This is a genomic window from Nesterenkonia aerolata (genome assembly GCF_031470965.1).
Lineage (GTDB): Bacteria > Actinomycetota > Actinomycetes > Actinomycetales > Micrococcaceae > Nesterenkonia > Nesterenkonia aerolata.
This window is the reverse complement of sequence record NZ_JAVKGR010000006.1, coordinates 118956-137733: the sequence shown is the minus strand read 5'-3', so window position 1 is coordinate 137733 and position 18778 is coordinate 118956. Positions and strand designations below refer to the sequence as shown.

Annotated in this window: 15 protein-coding genes and 1 CRISPR repeat array; of the genes, 3 read left to right on the top strand and 12 right to left on the bottom strand. The window is 63.8% G+C overall.

All coding sequences use genetic code 11. The features are described from left to right. Nucleotides 1–27: 27 nt before the first annotated feature. Nucleotides 28–1765: direct repeats of the CRISPR family, unit length 28 nt; unit sequence GGCTCATCCCCGCGGGGGCGGGGAACAC. A 28-nt stretch (nt 1766–1793) separates the two neighbouring features. From cas2e to RIL96_RS07115, 11 genes are all read right to left on the bottom strand, one after another. Beyond that, nucleotides 1794–2183, bottom strand: coding sequence for a type I-E CRISPR-associated endoribonuclease Cas2e (gene cas2e / locus RIL96_RS07165; protein WP_310548327.1), 390 nt, complete (start codon nt 2181–2183; stop codon nt 1794–1796). Continuing rightward, nucleotides 2180–3097 (bottom strand): type I-E CRISPR-associated endonuclease Cas1e, encoded by a 918-nt coding sequence (gene cas1e / locus RIL96_RS07160; protein ID WP_310548326.1) that lies wholly within the window; start codon nt 3095–3097, stop codon nt 2180–2182. Before cas1e ends, cas2e begins: the two co-directional genes overlap by 4 nt. A 28-nt stretch (nt 3098–3125) precedes the next feature. Continuing rightward, nucleotides 3126–3794 (bottom strand): type I-E CRISPR-associated protein Cas6/Cse3/CasE, encoded by a 669-nt coding sequence (cas6e, locus tag RIL96_RS07155; protein ID WP_310548325.1) that lies wholly within the window; start codon nt 3792–3794, stop codon nt 3126–3128. After that, nucleotides 3791–4486: a type I-E CRISPR-associated protein Cas5/CasD gene (gene cas5e / locus RIL96_RS07150; RefSeq protein ID WP_310548324.1), complete on the bottom strand. Its 696-nt coding sequence runs from the start codon at nt 4484–4486 to the stop codon at nt 3791–3793. Before cas5e ends, cas6e begins: the two co-directional genes overlap by 4 nt. Beyond that, nucleotides 4483–5610 (bottom strand): type I-E CRISPR-associated protein Cas7/Cse4/CasC, encoded by a 1128-nt coding sequence (gene cas7e / locus RIL96_RS07145; RefSeq protein WP_310548323.1) that lies wholly within the window; start codon nt 5608–5610, stop codon nt 4483–4485. The genes cas5e and cas7e overlap by 4 nt, the downstream gene beginning before the upstream one ends. 31 nt (nt 5611–5641) lie before the next feature. Continuing rightward, nucleotides 5642–6313 carry a type I-E CRISPR-associated protein Cse2/CasB gene (gene casB / locus RIL96_RS07140; RefSeq protein WP_310548322.1) on the bottom strand — a complete coding sequence of 224 codons (672 nt, stop codon included), beginning with the start codon at nt 6311–6313 and terminating at the stop codon, nt 5642–5644. Between the two features lies 1 nt (nt 6314). After that, nucleotides 6315–8042, bottom strand: a complete 1728-nt coding sequence (casA, locus tag RIL96_RS07135; protein ID WP_310548321.1) for a type I-E CRISPR-associated protein Cse1/CasA — start codon at nt 8040–8042, stop codon at nt 6315–6317. Continuing rightward, a complete protein-coding gene (gene cas3, locus RIL96_RS07130) occupies nt 8032–10920 on the bottom strand; it encodes a CRISPR-associated helicase Cas3' (RefSeq protein WP_310548320.1) in 2889 nt (962 codons plus the stop codon). The genes casA and cas3 overlap by 11 nt, the downstream gene beginning before the upstream one ends. Before the next feature lie 381 nt (nt 10921–11301). After that, complete coding sequence (locus tag RIL96_RS07125) at nt 11302–11775, bottom strand: DUF3817 domain-containing protein (protein ID WP_310548319.1); 474 nt, start codon at nt 11773–11775, stop codon at nt 11302–11304. A gap of 70 nt (nt 11776–11845) precedes the next feature. Then, complete coding sequence (gene radA / locus RIL96_RS07120; RefSeq protein ID WP_310548318.1) at nt 11846–13255, bottom strand: DNA repair protein RadA; 1410 nt, start codon at nt 13253–13255, stop codon at nt 11846–11848. Nucleotides 13256–13381: 126 nt separating this feature from the next. Next, on the bottom strand, nt 13382–14389 hold the full coding sequence (locus RIL96_RS07115; RefSeq protein WP_374761860.1) for an iron-sulfur binding domain-containing protein: 1008 nt from the start codon (nt 14387–14389) through the stop codon (nt 13382–13384). A 126-nt stretch (nt 14390–14515) separates the two neighbouring features. Between RIL96_RS07115 and RIL96_RS07110 the strand changes: the two genes are divergently transcribed. Continuing rightward, entirely contained in the window at nt 14516–15202 is a 687-nt protein-coding gene (locus RIL96_RS07110) for a hypothetical protein (RefSeq protein WP_310548317.1), read from the top strand. A gap of 63 nt (nt 15203–15265) precedes the next feature. Then, a complete protein-coding gene (locus RIL96_RS07105; RefSeq protein ID WP_310548316.1) occupies nt 15266–16522 on the top strand; it encodes an FUSC family protein in 1257 nt (418 codons plus the stop codon). A gap of 102 nt (nt 16523–16624) precedes the next feature. Here RIL96_RS07105 and RIL96_RS07100 read toward each other — a convergent pair whose 3' ends face one another. Further along, nucleotides 16625–17227: an amino-acid N-acetyltransferase gene (locus tag RIL96_RS07100; RefSeq protein ID WP_310548315.1), complete on the bottom strand. Its 603-nt coding sequence runs from the start codon at nt 17225–17227 to the stop codon at nt 16625–16627. Nucleotides 17228–17447: 220 nt separating this feature from the next. Here RIL96_RS07100 and pstS point away from each other — a divergent pair, with 220 nt between their 5' ends. Then, complete coding sequence (gene pstS, locus RIL96_RS07095) at nt 17448–18569, top strand: phosphate ABC transporter substrate-binding protein PstS (RefSeq protein ID WP_310548314.1); 1122 nt, start codon at nt 17448–17450, stop codon at nt 18567–18569. The last annotated feature ends 209 nt before the right edge of the window (nt 18570–18778 follow it).

Here is an 18778-nt window from a genome sequence, read left to right as displayed (position 1 = left end):
ACTGTGCGGTGGTTGCAGGAGCGCGGGGGCTCATCCCCGCGGGGGCGGGGAACACGCCGCAACTGTGCGGTGGTTGCAGGAGCGCGGGGGCTCATCCCCGCGGGGGCGGGGAACACATGTTGTTGGGTGTGCGGTTGCCTGCTGATTTGGGCTCATCCCCGCGGGGGCGGGGAACACAGCTCGACCGTGGCACACCACAGTCCGCGGGTGGGCTCATCCCCGCGGGGGCGGGGAACACCTCACCCGTGACGCGGACACGGTGACCCTCTCGGGCTCATCCCCGCGGGGGCGGGGAACACCGGACCGCGCTGCGTTCGGAGATCACCGCCGAGGGCTCATCCCCGCGGGGGCGGGGAACACCAGGACTTGAAGGGCGTGGTGGATGAACAGCAGGGCTCATCCCCGCGGGGGCGGGGAACACATCGACCGGTACTACGATTCGGAATCATGGGTGGGCTCATCCCCGCGGGGGCGGGGAACACCTGGTCCACCCTGACGGGGTCGATCGCCCGGATGGGCTCATCCCCGCGGGGGCGGGGAACACCTCCCATGGAGGAATCCACGTGTCTGGGGGTTGGGCTCATCCCCGCGGGGGCGGGGAACACCAACCTGGCCGACGCCGTGCCGTATGCGGGCCGGGGCTCATCCCCGCGGGGGCGGGGAACACGTGAGCACGGCAAGTCCGCATATGATGCGGTAGGGCTCATCCCCGCGGGGGCGGGGAACACGGACTGTGGAGTGAAGCCCCAGATGGGTATCAGGGCTCATCCCCGCGGGGGCGGGGAACACCCGGATTCACGCAGGTCGGTCAGCTCGGGCATCGGCTCATCCCCGCGGGGGCGGGGAACACACCAGTCGGAGTCTTTGCCCCGGTCAGAGAAGGGGCTCATCCCCGCGGGGGCGGGGAACACTCGATGACCCACTGGGTCGGCTCACGGAAGAAGGGCTCATCCCCGCGGGGGCGGGGAACACCTGGTCGGTGAAGAGGGACCCGAGCTGGTCAACGGCTCATCCCCGCGGGGGCGGGGAACACTCCGACCGATTCGACCCGGCATGGACCACATAGGGCTCATCCCCGCGGGGGCGGGGAACACGTCGCGGGTGATGACGACCCAGCCGTCACGGACGGCTCATCCCCGCGGGGGCGGGGAACACCAAGAAGGAAGCTATGGCTCTAAGTCTGGTATCGGCTCATCCCCGCGGGGGCGGGGAACACGTGACTGTCTTCATGGTCGGGCTCCCTCACCAGGGCTCATCCCCGCGGGGGCGGGGAACACTTGTCCATCGCCTGATCGGTGTCGAGGATCGGTGGCTCATCCCCGCGGGGGCGGGGAACACGTGCATTTCCAGCGTGAACGCCAGACCGGGGTGGGCTCATCCCCGCGGGGGCGGGGAACACGGGGTGACGATCACCGAGGGCATCTCGACGCCGGGCTCATCCCCGCGGGGGCGGGGAACACCACCGAGGGCATTTGTCCCGAGCTGAAGAGTCGGGCTCATCCCCGCGGGGGCGGGGAACACTGTCGCACAGTGCTTCCTCAGCGCGGCTAATACGGCTCATCCCCGCGGGGGCGGGGAACACAAGGCCGCTATCGACTGGTCGCAAGGATCGGAGGGCTCATCCCCGCGGGGGCGGGGAACACGACCTGACGCCGGAGCAGTGGGCTGACCACGAGGGCTCATCCCCGCGGGGGCGGGGAACACCAGACCACGGGCTGGCCAATCCTCCAGTCGGTCGGCTCATCCCCGCGGGGGCGGGGAACACACTTCCTGACCTGCGACGATATCAGTGACTACGTCGTTTCTCGTGCACTTTCGTCGTCATCATAACGGCGCCGCCACGTACCGGCCTGTGCGCGTTTTTGCCGCCGAGCGATGCTCCATCCTGTTTTGCGCGGTCCGGCTTTTCGGCGAGCGGGTCGGCGCATGACGGTGATTCCATCGAGATCCACGGGTTCCCAGTGATGGTCATGGACATCGAAGCTCAGGTGCTGCTCGTTCGGTGTGGAGTATATAAGGAGGGCTCGCCCATCACGGCACATGGAGGTTACTCTCGCCCAGAGTTTCTCGCGTACACGCGTGTTGACATGACCAACAAAAACTCCAGGACTGACCTCCAGGAGCCATTTGGTGAGATCACCTCTGAGCCCGGGAGGAGCTGATGTGAGTACCAAGACGATCATGGTTCTGTTCCGTACGATCGACCCGCTGGGACGCTGCCGTCCTCGCCCCAGAGGTGCAGTGAATCTTCGTTCCGCTCGGCCTGCGTGTCGTGTTCGGCCTGCTCCGGTGAGAACAATCGGTAGAGGTCATGCGCACATCTCTCCAGAAGTCTCGTCTCCACAACAGAGTCCCGAAGGCGACGTCTCACCGACGTTGTCAACGATTCGTCGCCCGATGCGGCGGCATCGAACGATGCAGGAATCGAGGTCTCTGCCTTATACAGATCAGCGATGTCGTAGACGAACGAGCGGCTGGTGCCGGAGTGGACAAACCCGAGCCCAGGGGAGCATCCCAGTCCCGAGATCACAGAATGGACTATCCCATAGAGCGCAGCATTTGCAGCCGTCAATGCCTGATTGACCGGATTGCTCGCATCGATTTGACCAGGCTTATAGTTGCGTCCACTCCACTTAAGACCAACCCGACGTGCCTCCGCCGCGTATATCCGACGAACCCGAACTCCTTCACGCCCGCGCAGCTGATGCATCGAGAGTCGAGAGACATCCTCACCGGGAAAGCGCATCTGATACATGTGACGAGCCACTCTCAGACGTGACCGAGTGTTCGATACCAACCGCGCCTGCTGGACGAGTAGATGATTATTCTTCGCGATGGATGACCCATGTGCATAGAGCCTGACCCCTTTCTCTCCGGCCCAGACCACGCTCACACCGCAGTCGCCCAAGAGCGCGATGGCTGCATGACTGATCCGTGTCCCTGGCCCCAGCAATAGACATCCGATGCCCGCTGCTGGGATATGAACAGTTCCGTCCTCGTCCGTAGAGGTAATGGCGTTCTCATCTCGGTGAACGACGGCTCGTTCGAGATAGACGAAAGAGATACGGTCCTCAACACGTAACAGTTCAGTCGGCACCGGCGGCGGTATCCCAGGGAGGCTCATCTCAACCTCTCTTCAGCGTCATCAGACCACAACCGTAAGCCTTTCCTCGACCTATGCCGTCAGTGAGAGCTTTGCGGAAGGCTGCCACATCCTCTACTACCAGAGCACCATCGAACTGCGCCTGCCGGAGAGTGACCGTATGGCGTGACCCAGAACCGGCTTCACGACGAGTGAACCGTCTGTCGGCTTTCCCGGTGACAAACGCCGTCAAGCTCTCTGGTTCGGCCATAGTGCCGATGGAGAACCCATGACGGGGCGACCGGTCGACCAACCATCTCAGTTGCTGCTCAGCAGTGATATAGGGTACAATCTTTCCTCTTTGTCCTTCGCGAGGAATCGCTTTCACGGGGTTGGCACGAAGCCGGAATTCCCACTTCTGGCCCTTGCGTAGTCGTGAGAGAAAACCGTCATACTCCGTGGAGCGCGGCGGTGTCTGTGCCCAGCTTGAGCTTTCATGCAGCGCAGACAAGTCCGGTGCATCCGGGGACACGATGTAGAGCATGTAGTCGAGATCTGAGGCGTCCAACCGCCAGAGTGTCCGCCCGCCATCGTGATGATACTGCGGGGGGAAAGCGTTCAGGACGGCAGCGTGCAGACTCTGAGGGTCTGCGATGTACCGACGTGCATGCCGTCGCTGAGGGTTGAGCTGTAGTGCGCTGAACCACGTCATCCGCTGTTCACCGCCTCGAAGAACGCGTCAATATGGTTGCCCCCGGCAGGGTTTTTTTGTGTCACAGGTTCCGCCGTGACAACCTCACGCCACGAGTACTTGCGGTGTGTCTGATCGAAGCTGACAGGCACATCACGTTGAGCATCACCACGTTCTTCCTGAACGGCATCACGAAAGACCGGTAAATGCACGGTTTTCGGCCGTTGGTGTCTATGCCAGGGCCGGGCTTGCCACGGGGTTTCGCGCAGGGCTTCATCGAGTGAGCGATGGCTCGTTCCTAGTACGAGATCGGAGTTAGCCGGGCACGAGCGACGGCCAAGGTAGAGAGGGAATCCGGGTGACTCCAGGGCATCTTCGAGTGAATCGATGAGCGGCTCCGGTCCTTCAACGGCAGCGACGAACACGGCATCTGCGAGATAGTAACGAGTGCTCAGCGGCATCGAGCGTCCGGAACGCCAGTCGATCGCCGTCTGGAAGTCACGAACAAGCTCCCCGGGCTGATCAACACGGACACCGAATCTCAGTTCGGCCAGATCTTCTAGCGGATCGGACCGGCGGCGTCCCTGGGCGGCAGCCAAGAGCCCCAGAACCCCCGATTTGGTCGGTTCGTTGCGTGTGTGACGTGTGGTGAATCGACTGTTGTCGCCCCAGGACTGCATTGGCCCATAGAGCTTCAGCACAAGAGTCTTCACGAGTGCCCCTTCCCCAGCTCCTCTTCCAACTGATTGAGAAGTTCAGACTGACTAACAGAGGGGCCCAACGATGACAGTGCCTCTTGTAGCCCCTGAAGCGCTACCACCCACGTGCGGTTCTCATCAGAGGCGTAGGTCCTTCCTAGGGACACCGCCTCACCCGCCAACTTCTCCGCGGCCAAGACACGTCGACTGCTAGGTGTTTCCGAGGGAACTGGTTCCTCGAAAGCGTTCACCCAGGAAACCGGGCGGTCTCTGCGCAGGACGACGACGACCGCCTCAGGAAGAGTGCGGTTGGCGAACGTGTTCTGTTTACCGGTGGGCATCGAATTGATGAATGACCGTACGAAGGCTTGTGCGGCCTGCTGCGCAGCCTCTTCTGAGCCCAGGTTCTCACCGAGGAGGTCGACGTCGACAGTGGCGTAGCGGTAGAGCGTCGATGACATCATCTGGATGGTCCCGATCATCGCCGCGCCCGTCTCCTCGACGTCTTCGACGACATCGTCGACGGCCGTGAAATAGTCGAACTCCGGTTCGGCTGCAGAGACCCCCAGGGCATGCGCGACTTGGACGGAGGCGTCCACATTGAAATCGGCCGCATCGGCAACCATGCGGCCGAACATGGCGATATCCACACTGTGCTGCTCGTCCAGCAGCGGCTCCACCTGCTTCTTGGTGTACTTCGAGTCGCCATGCGCCACGATGAACTCAGCCAGTCGTTGTATCTGATGAGTGCTCAGGAACAAGAGATACTTGGTTTCCCAAAGATCCTCAGCGTGACGATCGTCGTTCTCATCGGTGGGCTTCTTCTTTTCCACATCGATCTTGGCTGTCTTCAGTGCTTTCTCTACCGCTGCTGCGGCACGCTCACGTGTCCATGAGTCGTCGATCGCGCGGATGGCGGCAACGACTTTGGAGACGATGCGGCGGCTCCGCACACCGAGTTTGGAGGGGTCCAGATGGTTTTCGAAGTCTTTGCGGATAGCCCGTTTCCATGCCTGTGATGAGACACGCTGACGGACTACCCCGCCGAAAGTGGCGGTTTTCGGTGCGCCGGTGTCATCACGATTGAGGTTGTTGGGTGGGACTGTGTGGAGTGCGTGAATATCGAGGTAGAGCGGCATCATCGGTCCTTTCGTCGTATCACGAGATGGTTCAGCTGTTGTCGGTTGTCTTCTGTGTGCGCCCGACGGCGAGGCCGCGGGAGAATCCACGCCCCCAGCGCAGAGCCACTTTCTGCCTGCCCCCGGTGCTGCGCAGAGTTGCGAGGTCCTCAGCGAGTAGGCCGTAGTCAGTGGGGATGGTGGAAGAACGGAGCAACTGGATGAGGCTGCGCAGGTGATGCAGAGTCGCAGATTCATGAGTGCTCAGTAGCAGTGCGTCGAAGCGAGGTTTAATCGACGTTGATTCCCTGCCGGCCGCCAGTTTGCCAATGCTGTATCCAAAATTAATACTTGGGATTTTTGCGCTCTTATGCATGGCTGCGGGTACTGACTGTTGATGCATGGCCCAGTGTGTCAGGGCAGTAAATGCCGCCCACTCCGCGTTACTGGGGGAATCTGTGGACAGCTGGCTTTCGGGGAATTCGGGAAGAATCTCGTCGATGACTTTTGTCCAGGCAACGGGACTCTGTTCAGGGCGGCGCCCCACCGCGTTTCTCAACTGAGCCAGTGTGGCCTTGTGCGTGGGGGAAATGGGTCCTCGTTCTTGGCGCGCTGGAGTATAGAGCCGGTGGATCGTCGAGCGAACAGCGTTGGCCAGTGATGTCGGAGCAGAGGGTGCTCCCTCAGAGGTCGTGGCAGGGGGAGTGTGGCTGGGTATCGTCATGTCATGCTCCTTCCGTCGATGCGGCCGTCGGGTTGTTTGAGGAGATCCGAGCAGTGGTGGGAAGAATGTCGTCCAACCTGCGGTGTAGTCGTGTCCAGGCCGATGATCCGGACACCAGGCGTGGTGGGTCGCCTTCCACCTCGGTGCCGATCATGACGCGTGGAGAGACCGAACGGAGTAAGGTGCTCGCCTCGTTGAGTACCGCCTGACGGACTGTGTCCTCCCACTGGGAGGATGCATTGTTGAGGTCCACGGTGGGTGTGATGGTCACTATCCACCGCGCAAAATGAGCCTGGAGTTCGTGGAGGACCGATTCTCTGGGTAGCGGTTGGAAGCTGTAATCGCCCCCGGCGGCTTGGCGCAGGTGCCCCGCGAACTGGCCCAGAGCGACTGTGGCGTCGAGCGCCGCTTGCGCTGCGTTCACTACGGTTCGTGCGGGTCGATTCTCCTGGGACAGCAACAGGCTCATGCGCAGGGGCAGGATGGCATTGATGGTGTCAGTATGAGACGACTGCTGTGCCCCGTATTTCGCTCCGACGAGCTCCGTGACGACGGTGAAATCTTCTGAGTCCCGGGGGAGCATAAGCCCTTGGAGAGCATCGACTGTGGTCGGAATCCGGCCAGCTGTGTCAAGGCTGTCCGTGCTGGGGCTCGGTGTCCGGTGCAGCATTGGAGCGAGCCCCCGCCACACGGTCAAGTCAGGATCATGCTCCTGCGGCATGTGGACAGTCTGCAGTTTTGAAGACTGATTCTTGCTGTACCGATACGCCGTCATGGGGTCGAAGAACTGGTTCTTATTCTCGATCTTGTCCCCGTTCGAGACCAAGACTCCGGTGACGACGCCGTCGCCTCGGCCAAGGCGTACTCTGCGTGACTGCCAGGTCAACACATCGCAGGGCCCTTCGGGGAAGACCGTATCCTCAGCTCTGGGGGCCGGGCCATCGGGGTGACGTTCCCACGGGGGCAGGTCCTGGGGGTTCTCCCGATGAAGTGCTTGGAGAAATGACGCCGGGGTATTCAGGAGCAGTGTTTCCCGAAGTGATCGCCCATGGAGCACGACGATGCCGGCTTGGCCGGTCCAGCCCGGTCCAATGGGGTATCCCTTGTTGTTCTTCACCCGAGGATCACCGACGGCACCGGGTTTGATCCCTGAATAGTCGTAGGCCTGGATGCAGACGAGCCAGCGAGCTGCTTCGGGATAGCTCAACGTGGTGGGCCCAGTACCGGCCCGCAGCGTGAAGTAGTCGTTCTCCGCCTCCGGGATGAGGCGGCTGACGGGAAGGTGGCTTCCATCAGCCTTATGTAGGTCGCTGACCTGGAAGAATGGTTGGCTGGGGTGGAACAGCGCGAACCTGTCTGTGTAGGCCTCAAGGTAGTGGTGTACAGGGCCGATCACCGTGTCACTGACTCTGTTTCCCGCTGTGTGCTTCACCGGCTCGGCGGAGTCATCGGCGAAGGAATCTGACCACCATTGCTCGGGGTCAGTGCGACGTGTACCGAGTGTGCCGACGGTGAGGTGCGCCCTCCAGAAGATGGCTAGTGCGAGTCGCAGAATGGAGGTGGCCTGGTGGGGGCTGTCTCCGCTGATACGTGAGATCTCATGGCATCGGGTGAAGAGATCCCTGAGGGAGAGGGTCTCCTCTTGCCGGTTGAGCATCAGGCAGGTGATCCAGGACTCGTCGAGGAGATTGAACTGGTTTTCGGTCTGTTGTGGTTGGTCAGTCACCATGGCTCTCCTTATGGCGGCGTGCCATCTCAGCCCGCCATGCGTCGTAGGTGTGGTCTACCAGACCAAGGTCCAGGTCATATTCGAGATCGTGGCCTACTAGTTGTGTCCGCAGATTGTCGTCGAAGGGCAGCATGAGTTGCCCTCTGAGCAATGACGACTGCATCCAGGCGGGGTCTGTGAGCTGCTCAAGAGTACTGACGATGAGATCGAGTGGGTCCTCATCTCCGTCGCGGATCTTGGTGAATCGCGCTGGAAGTCGCAATGTGGAGGCCGCGAGCTGATGCTCGAGCGGCCCGTGGGGCGTCACCCCGTGATGAATGTACTCCTCGATGGGATCGTCGTCGCCCAATGGTATTGGGGCATACCCCGTGCCCGTGGAAATGACAGGAATCACTTCGATGCTGGGATCAGCGTCGCGGACTCGGGCCAGACCCTGCTGCTCACCGAGCTGCGTACCGTCGTCGACGACATCAGTATGCCGGACGAAGGTATCCGTCAGTGTCCCAAAGTCCGGTGACGTGATCTGGAAGCTCCGCGCCATCATGCGGCGCGTCCGCTCCTTCTGATCCCATTTCTGACGGGCTTCGTCATAGTGCTCTTGCCACGCGGTGTGGACGCTTGGGTCTTCGTAGGCACTATGAACAATCACAGGGATATCCGTGGGAACCGTGATGCGGGGCTCGGACATGTCCAGCTCAAGTGCAGTGATGCTGCTGAGCAGGAGCGGTTCCGGATATACCGCATCGATTCCCGGAGCAAAAGCAGGAGCTTTTTCGGGGGTCACTCGTTCACGGAATCCCCGTATGACGGTATGGGGTGTACTTGCCCAGTCGGGGCGATCCCCGGGATTTCTGGGATGCCGATGGAGTCTGCCTGTTCGTTGGAGAATCAGATCTGCCGGTGCGATGTCAGTGATCAGGTGGTCAAGATCGATATCCAGAGACTGCTCAATGACTTGGGTGGCAACGATGATGCGCCGCTGCGGTCGCCCTGATTGCCGGGCAGCGCCGGGGCCGAGCTCCCTGAGTAGTCGTCGCTCTGTCTCCATCCGATGTGACGCGGTGAACTGAGCGTGCAGCAGCACTGCGTCATCACCGACAAGCTCCTGGGCGAGGCGGAACGCATCCTGTGCGCGGGCAACGGTGGAGCATACGACAGCGGTGCATCCACCGGTGTCCCGTGTAGGCAGCAGCGCTGTCCTCAACGCATGTGCCTCATCGTCGATCGTGCTTAGCGCGATCACGGTGGGATTGCCGGATGGTAGGGGTGTGACGGTCTGCTCACCGCTCTGGGTGGCCAGGGTGAGCCGTGGGTAGCTGCTCTCACCCACGCCATCAGCCTGTATGGCAGAGTCCCCGGGCGCCTCATAGTCGATATCGAGGCCTTCGCGATAAGCGTCGATGAGTTCCCGGCGTTTCGACGCCGGAAGAGTGGCAGATAGGAGGATGACTGGAGCGCCGTACTTCCCCAGCCAGCGCAAGGCCGTCGAGAGATAAGCAGACATATAGGTGTCATAAGCATGGCACTCGTCAATGATGATGACTTTGCTGCTCAGTCCGAGATGCCGCAGCATGATGTGCTTGCTTTGGAGCGCCATGAAGAGTACTTGGTCTACGGTGCCGATGACGGCGTTGGTGAGTATTCCTTTTTTGCGTCCGCTGAGCCATTGATGGGCAATGGTTGGTGCGTGGACTTCGTCTGTTCCGATGCCCTGAAAACGGAGAGTTTTCATGTCAGGGTTGAGCTTGCTTCTCGAGTGAGCGAGGAAGAGTGACAGCGGTCGAACGGCAATCGTGGTCGATTCGGCCCAGCGTGCTACTCGGGCCAGGAGCCCGTCGGCAGTGGCCGTTGTCGGTGTGGCAACCATGACTCCCGAGGCGCCAGAGCGTTGGGCGAGGAACTCCGAACTGAGTAGCGCACCCTCTGTCTTCCCTTCCCCCATGGGAGCCTCAATGACGAGCATGGCAGCTTGGTGGGGTTCAAGGGCGCGGCACATGTCCAGGGCAGCAGACTGGGAAGGATGCGGAGAGCGGCCTGCGGGCCAGTTGAACCGCGAGGAGTAGTCCCCCTTGGTTGTGCCTGTGTTGGGTAACAACGGGTTCCATGGAGCAGTGGGGCGGATGGCGTTGACCGCTGTGCGGGCTCGGTCTGTGGACGAGCTGCGTCCTGTTGAACTGAGCGGGCAAGCCTCCGGATTTGAGGTGATCCAGTCCGTCATGATGGTCAACCCTGTGATGAGCATCTGGGTCTGTGGTGAGAGCTTGGTGCTCCGTAGACGGGGTAGCACCGCAGTTGCGCCGGTGTCGTCGGCTAAAGCGTTCAACAGATCGGTATGGAGGCTGACCCATTGGGAACTCATGGCGTCCAGATACTGTGAGGCGTATTTGAAAGATGAGTGACTGGCCGGTAGGCCGTGATGAGCGCCGGCGATTGAAGCCAGTGTGCGGGCCACTGGTTCAGGAACGTTGTGGTATCGGCGGAGATGCCGGGAGACGATAGCGGCGCCCAGGGTTGAATGTTGAATTTTATCCGGAAATTGAGGATCATGATCTAAGGGGAGACCGGCGTCGATGACTTGATCAACAAGATATCTATTTTCGCGCCGGTTTTCCACCTGCCGAAGAAATTGAGAATCTGCTTTCCCCACGTCGTGGCTTCCGGCAAGCCAGGACACCAGGTTGAGGGTTTCTGTTTCAGTCAGGGTGAGATCTTCTTCGACGAGCCGCCGTTGAGACGGTGCCACCCATTCCGTCCAGAGGATCTCTCCTACTTGAGAACTGTCGATCATGTGCTGCGGCAGTGAGAGCCAGCCCGTCGGGTCTCCGGATTTGGCCCACATGCTCCAGCCCGCCTTCGGCCATTCGCTGTGCTGGAGCATGTGGGCCCTTCTTCTGTGATGGAGTTCACGCCGTGGCTTCAGGCTACCACAGTGGTGAGCACGGGCACAGATTCGAATAGACCATTGATAATTTTGAGAGAAGTCGCGTGTGTGCCGGAGCCTGTGGCACAGTTGCCTCAGCCCCGCGCAGCGGGGATGAGCCTGGCCTTTTCGTGTCTGTCGATGATTCGCGCGAGTGCTCCCCGCGCTAGCGGGGTTTCTTTCGTATCCGGTGATGTTTGTAGTCCGTGGTCGACGGGTGACAGGCCCAGGAAGTCCCGCCCCGCACTGCAGATCGAGAATCCCTGGCTTTGTGAGTTCTCCCGCCGTATGTTCCACGGGATACCTCACAAAGCCAGGGATTCTCGATCGGAGGGGTGGTCAGCTTTCGGGGCTGACGTCGACGGGTGGGCCTGCCTGGAGCAGCATCACGTAGGTGAGGATCACCAGTGCGCAGATGCCCAGGCCGAAGGCGACGGGGTGGTGCAGCAGGGCACGGAGCAGGCGGTCATGCCAGGTGTGATCGCGCGGGTGCTCGCTCGGCTCGTGCCGCCAGTCACCCTCCAGCCGACCGGAGCGGCTGAGCCAGAAATGCGTGGGCACGGTGGCGTAGGGGATGACGGCCGAGCCGATCGCCACGAGTGCGGGAAGCAGCCCCCACCGCTGGTTCTTCGCGACGATCACGGCAGTGGCCCCGTAGGCGAGGAACACGAAGCCGTGGATGCCGCCGCCGATGGTCACCGCGACGTCAAGCCCGCCGGTGGCGCGCAGGACCATCCCGCCGATCAACAACGTCCAGGACACCGCCTCGGCAAAAGCCATGACACGGAAGAAATCTTTGGGAGCGCGGAACACGGGTCTCCTAGCAGGCGACGACGGACGGACCAGCCACCCATTCTACGAGCAGTAGAACAACCCGGCAGACTCACTCCCCGCCGAGCACCAGAGACATCGCCTCCTGCAGCGACCCGACCTCCTTGACCCGCATTCCCTCCGGCACCACATCGCGCTGCTCCCCACCAGCAGCCCGCGGAATGATCGCATGGGTGAAGCCCAGCCGCTGAGCCTCCTGCAGTCGCTGACGCAGCCCCGGCACCTGCCGCACCTCACCGGCCAGCCCTACTTCACCGAAGGCCACGAACCGGTTCGGCAACGGTTTCTCCAACGCCGCGGACCCCACCGCCAGCGCGATGGACAGATCCGCGGCCGGCTCAGTGATTCGCACCCCGCCCACTGTGGCCACATAGGTCTCCGACTTCATCAGCGTGGCCACTTTCGCCCGCCGCTGGAGAACCGCCAACAGCATCGAGACCCGCGCGGAATCTAGCCCGCTGACGGCCCGCCGCGGCTGCGAAGCCTGCGACTCCGCGACCAGGGCCTGCACCTCAGCGGTCAACGGTCGACGCCCCTCCAACGTGATGGTGATGCACGTTCCCGGCACCCGCTCCGTCAGCGCAGAGACGAACAGCCCCGAAGGATCAGCCAGGGACTCCAAGCCATCTTCGGTGAGGTCGAAGCAGCCGACGTCGTCAGTGGGTCCGTAGCGGTTCTTCACCGCGCGCAGCAGCCGCAGCCGAGAATGCCGATCCCCCTCGAACTGGCACACCACATCCACCAGGTGCTCCAGCATCCGCGGTCCGGCGATGGACCCGTCTTTGGTGACGTGGCCGACGAGGATCGTGGTCATGTTCCGGCGCTTCGCCGCCTCGATCATCGAAGCGGTCACCTCGCGGATCTGGGTCACCCCACCGGCCGCGCCGTCGACTTCGGCGGAGGACAACGTCTGTACCGAGTCCATGATGGTCAGCTGCGGGGCCACCGTCTCGATCTGCCCCAGCGCCTGTCCGAGGTCTGTCTCCGAGGCCAGATACAGGGAGTCAGCGACGGCGTCGATCCGCTCGGCACGCTTCTTGACCTGTGATGCCGACTCTTCACCGGTCAGGTACAGCACCGGCTCGGCGGGGCGGATCTTCGCCGCAGCGGCGGCGACCTGCAGCAGCAGCGTGGACTTGCCCACCCCCGGCTCGCCGGCCATGAGGATCACCGCACCGGGCACCAGCCCGCCGCCGAGCACCCGGTCCAGCTCGCCCACAGAGGTGGCGCGGAATTCGGCTTGAGAGGCATCGACGTCGGCGATCACCTGGGCCGGCGCAGCCAGCGAAGACGCTGCCGTCGTCCGGGCCACTGCCTGGCCCTTCTCCTCGACCGTTCCCCAGGACTGGCACTCCGGGCAGCGGCCTACCCATTTGACGGTCTGCCAGCCGCATTCGCTGCATTCGAAGGTCGGCTTCGCCTTGGCACGGGCGGAGGGGCGGGAGGAACTGCGTGTGGCCATAACCACCAGGCTATCGGGCACCTATGACGCTGTAGACGCCGGGTGCTCGGCAGCATTCACCCGGCACGATTCACCTAGCACTATTCGTCCGGCACCATTCACCCGGCACGATGTACCCGGAACCGGTCAGACCGTGCCGGGCAGACCGATCTGCTCGACGGCCGAGCCGGGTTCGCCCGCACGCACGGCCAGCCCGTCGGCCACCAGCGAATCCAGGCACCGGCGCCGCTGATCCGCAGAGGCCTCAGGCAGGTCCAGCCCCTCCAGCACCGCAGCAGCCGCCACCGGGCTTCTCTGCCGCAGCACCGCCATGATCGCGCCGCGCACCTGCCGGTCTGTGCCCTGCCACGCCTGCCCGCGCGTGCGCTGTGAGTCCGTGGGCGGCGGTGACCCCGCAGCCCGCCACGCGCAGAGATCCGCCACCGGGCATATCGCACACTGCGGAGATCGGGCGGTGCAGATCAGCGCCCCGAGCTCCATGGTGGCCGCGTTCCACGCGCAGGCCCGCACGCCGCCGTCATCGTGCGTGGCAGGCATCAGCTCATGAGCCAGCCGTCGCTGTGCGGCCGTGTAGGTCGGCCCGGGCAGAGCCGCACCGGAGAACACCCGGGCATGGACCCGCCGGATATTGGTGTCCACCACCACCTCCGGCGCCCCGAAGGCGAAACAAGCCACGGCGGCGGCCGTATATTCTCCGATACCAGGCAGCGCGCGCAGCTCCTCGGCGTTCTGCGGCACCTCACCGCCGTGCTGGCTGGTGATCGCCGCGGCGGCGGACTGCAGCCGCAGTGCCCGGCGCGGATACCCGAGCCGATCCCAGACGGTCAGGATCTCCGCAGGGTCAGCTGCCGCACAGTCCGCCGGAGTCGGCCAGCGCTGCATCCACAGCTCCCACCTCGGCAGCACCCGCACCACCGGGGTCTGCTGCAGCATGATCTCGGAGACCAGCACACCCCACGGGGTGCACTCGGGACGCCGCCAGGGCAGATCGCGGGCGGCCTCGGAGAACCAGTCGATCACCCGCTGGTGCACGGCATCAGTCATGGCCTTAGTCATGACATCGGGCACTGCATCCGGCAGCGGCGGGCGAGCCCCTGGTGACGGGGCGGCGGTGGTGTCTTCGCGTACAGGCATCGTCCCCAGTCTAGGGAGCCGTCCAGTCTAGGGAGCCGTCCAGTCTAGGGAGCCGTGTGCTCTGCCTGCGCTGGTGTCCTGCATGTCCTGATCGTCATGGCAGCGCCCACCGATATCCTGGTCCCCATGTCTGAAGGTCGTCCTGCGCGCGAGTCTCCCGAGGTCTACCGGCGTCGTCGGATCGTCGTCGGTATTCTGGCGTTCCTCGTGCTGGTGGGTGCGGCGTGGGGCATCTCCGCCCTGGTCACCTGGATCATGGGCGGGGAAGAGGACCAGACCGTCCAGGACGAGACCGCCGGCAGTGACGGCGCCGGTGGTGAAGACAGCGCTGACGAAGGCGCCGACGACGACACCCCCACCGAGTCCCCCAGTGTGGCGGAGAACGAGGACTCCTCCGTCGACGGCACTGGCGATGAAGACGCTGTGGAGGGCAGCTGCGATCCCGCCGACATCTCCGTCACCGCCTCTACCGGGTCCGAGGGTTACTCGGCCGATGAAGCACCGCTGCTGGTCATGTCCATCGAGAACATCGGTGACGAGAACTGCTCAGTAGACGTGGGCACCGGCCAGCAGGAATTCGCGGTCAGCCGCCAAGGCCGTGAGATCTTCACCACCGCCCAGTGCTCAGAGGACGACGCCAGCATGGAGATCGACCTCGAACCCGGACAGCTGGAGCGCGCCCAGGTCAACTGGCCGCGTTCTGACTCCTCAGTGGACTGTTCCGAGCCCGCTGAGCTGGCCGCGGGGACCTATGAGCTCACCGTGCGGCTCAGCGGCATCACCTCGGAACCCCATGAGTTCAGGCTCAACTGAGCACCCACCTCAGCCCTTCTCCGCCCAGCACCCGCTCAGCGCACAGGAATAGACTCATCTGTTGTGAGCTCCCAGCCCCCTGACCCGGACCCCCACGAGCCCACCGCCGACACCACGTCATTCCGCACCCCGCATCTGCTCGGCGGAGGGCAGGAAGAGGAGTCGCCGCGCGTCGACGGCCTGCTCGACCGCGCCCGCCAGCTCCTGCGCAGCGCCGCCGGAGTGCTCGGCACCCGCGGCCGGGTCGGGGCGCGACGTGCCCGGTATTCCATCATCCCTGCTCTGCAGATGACGCTGGCCGCCGTCGGCGCCTACACCATCGCAGAGCAACTCCTGGGTCACCGCGATCCGCTCTTCGCCGCCATCGCCGCTCTGATCGCCCTCGGGTTCTCCCGCGAACCGCGGCTGCGCAAAGTCATCGAAGTCGGCATCGGCTGCACACTGGGCATCTTCATCGGGGATATGGTGCTGCACCTGCTCGGCCGCAGCATCCTCACCGCCAGCCTGGTGCTCTTCGTCGCCATCATGTTGGCCCGGTTCCTGGACCGCAGCCCGCTGTTGGCCATGCAGATGGGGCTGCAGTCCCTGCTGGTGGTCCTGATCCCCGCTCCGGAGGTCGGGGTGTTCGGTCCCTTCTCCCGCAGCATGGACGCCGTCGTCGGGGGAGTGGTGGCGATGCTGGTGGCGCTGCTGACCCCGCGTGATCCGCGGCGCGAACCGATCCGTGAGCTGGGTCAGGTGGTCGATGAGCTCACCGCCTGCCTCCGTGAGACGGCCAAGGGGATCCGCACCTCGGAGTCCCGGCATGCCTGGCATGCGCTGATCCGCTCGAGGGCCATGCAGTCGCAGCTCGACCAAGCCTCCGACGCCGTGGCCTCCGCTCGGGAGCTGACCCTGTATTCGCCGGCCTACCGCCGTCATCGCCACTATGTCCGGCGTATGGACCGTGTGGCTGACCAGCTGGATCTGGCGGTGCGCAGCCAGCGGGTGATCGCCCGCCGTGCAGTGGGCGCGATCGACCACGCAGCTCTGACTGACGGCGGTACGGCGAGCATCAGCCAGGTGATGGAGGATCTGGCCGATGCCACCGCGCTCATCGCACGAGCGGTGGAAGACCCTGGCCGCGGGTACCGACGCCGTACGGCCGCCGCCCAGCAGCGCCTAGCCGATGTGGCCGCGCGGCTGCATCCGCGGGACCTTCAGGTGAGCACCTTGGAGGGCGAGGCACTGGTGATGCTGCTGCGGCCCATGGTGATCGACCTGCTGGTGGCCACCGGAATGCCGCATGAGGAGGCGGTGGAGGTGCTTCCGGGGCTGTGAAGGATCTTCGCCTCATGTGCCCCATTCCATATATCCGGTACGCCCCCTACGGAGGAGCGGTCACCGCTTGATGATGACCGCTCGGTGATCACGGCTCGGCGATCACAGCTCGATGATCATCCTGGTATTGCCCAGAGTATTGGGCTTGACCCGCGCGAGATCCAGGAACTCAGCGACGCCCTCGTCCTGGGAGCGCAGCAGCTCCGAATAGACCTCCGGGTCCACCTGCTCCTGGTTCTCCATGACTCGGAACCCGTGGCGGGTGAAGAAGTCCACTTCGAAGGTCAGGCAGAACACCCGGCGGACGCCGAGCGCGCGGGCCTCATCGAGCAGGCGCCGCAGCAGAGCCGAGCCGACGCCGGTGCCCAACCACTGGTCAGAGGCCGCCAGAGTGCGCACTTCGGCGAGGTCCTCCCACATCACGTGCAGGGCGCCGAAACCGATGACCTCACCTGCGAGCGTCTCGTCGCCGGGCGCGCCGCCGTCGTCTGCTGCACCGCGGTCACTCGGCACTGAGACGGCCACCTGGAACTCCTGCAGCGACTCGTAATAGGACACGGCCTCCTTCGCCACCAGCACGCGCCGCTCCACCAGCGGGCGGGCCAGATCGAGGATCCGCCGCACATCGGCGGTCCGGGCGCGGCGCAGGGTGAAACGCGGCCCCGCCGAGGGCGCATCAGGGAGGGAGTCTGCACATGGTGACATCCTCCACAGTCTACGGTCCCCGCTGAGCCGTTTACCGAGAGTTCATCTGAAAGCGGTGCCCAGGTCACTTTCAGCGCCTCTTCTGGACATCTGCTGTGCCTACTGTGGGAGCCGCTCCTCGTGAGCTGTGCCCATCGGGCCCGGCTGAGGGGAGTATGCGCACCTGCACGATCTTCTGCGCCTCATCCGGCGCCCCACGACACCTCAGAGAGGGACAACTGTGAAGGTTTCTCACTTCGGCCGCGGTGCGGCCCTGCTGTCCGTGACCGCCCTGGCCCTGACTGCCTGCGGCGGCGACGACAACGGCAACGGCGATGACAACGGCAACGGCGAGAACGGCGAGGTCAACGCCGAAGAGGTGCAGGGCACCCTGGAGGGCGGCGGCGCCTCCTCGCAGGAGTCGGCGATGACCGAGTGGAACCAGCAGTTCCTCGAGGTCGCTCCGAACGCCCAGGTCAACTACAACCCCGTCGGCTCCGGTGGTGGGCGCGAGGGTCTGCTGGGCGGCCAGTACGACTTCGCCGGCTCCGACGCCGCGATGGACGACGAGGAGTGGGAGGACTCCAAGGAGGTCTGCGGCGACGAGGGTGCCTTCCACATCCCCTCCTACATCACCCCGATCGCTGTGGCCTACAACGTCGACGGCATCGAGGACGGCCTACAGCTCGACGCCGACACCCTGGCGCAGATCTTCTCCGGTGAGATCACCTCCTGGGACGACGACGCCATCGCCGAGCAGAACGAAGACCTCGACCTGCCGAGCACCTCGATCACCGTGGTCCACCGCGCTGACGACTCCGGCACCACCGAGAACTTCACCGAGTACCTCGAGACCGCCTCGGACTCCTGGGACGAGGAGCCCTCGGGTGACTGGCCCTCGGACTTCTCCGCTGAGTCTGCCCAGCAAACCTCCGGTGTGGTCTCCCTGGCCTCCGAGACCGACGGTGCCATCACCTACGCCGACGCCGGTCAGATCGGTGATCTGAACTCGGTCAACGTGAGGGTCGGCGAGGAGTACGTCGAGTACTCCCCGGAGGCCGCGGCCACCGCCGTCGAGCGATCCCCGCAGGCTGAGGGTCAGGCCGAGAACGACATGGCCTTCGACCTCGACCGCGAGACCACCGAAGAGGGCGCCTACCCGATCGTGATGGTCGCTTACAACATCTTCTGTAACGAGTACAGCGACCAGGAGAAGGTCGATCTGGTCAAGGCCTACGGCGAGTACATCGTATCCGAGGACGGCCAGAACGCCGCCTCCGACGCCGCCGGCTCGGCCCCGATGTCCGAGGACCTGCGCTCGGAGGCTGAAGAGGCCTTCTCGCAGATCTCCGCCGCAGAGTGATCTGCGCCTCCCATTGATCGCACAGTGAGCACCGGTCCACGGAGCCTCACGACCTCGTCGTGAGGCTCCGTGGACCGCACTGTGCGCCCCTCGTCGGCCGGCGGCAGCAGTCGGCATCATCGACACATGGCAAGGAGAATTCGGGTGCCACGCACTGAAGATCCGCAGACTCCCGAGTCCGGCGGGGACCGGCCGCAGCAGGGCGGCGG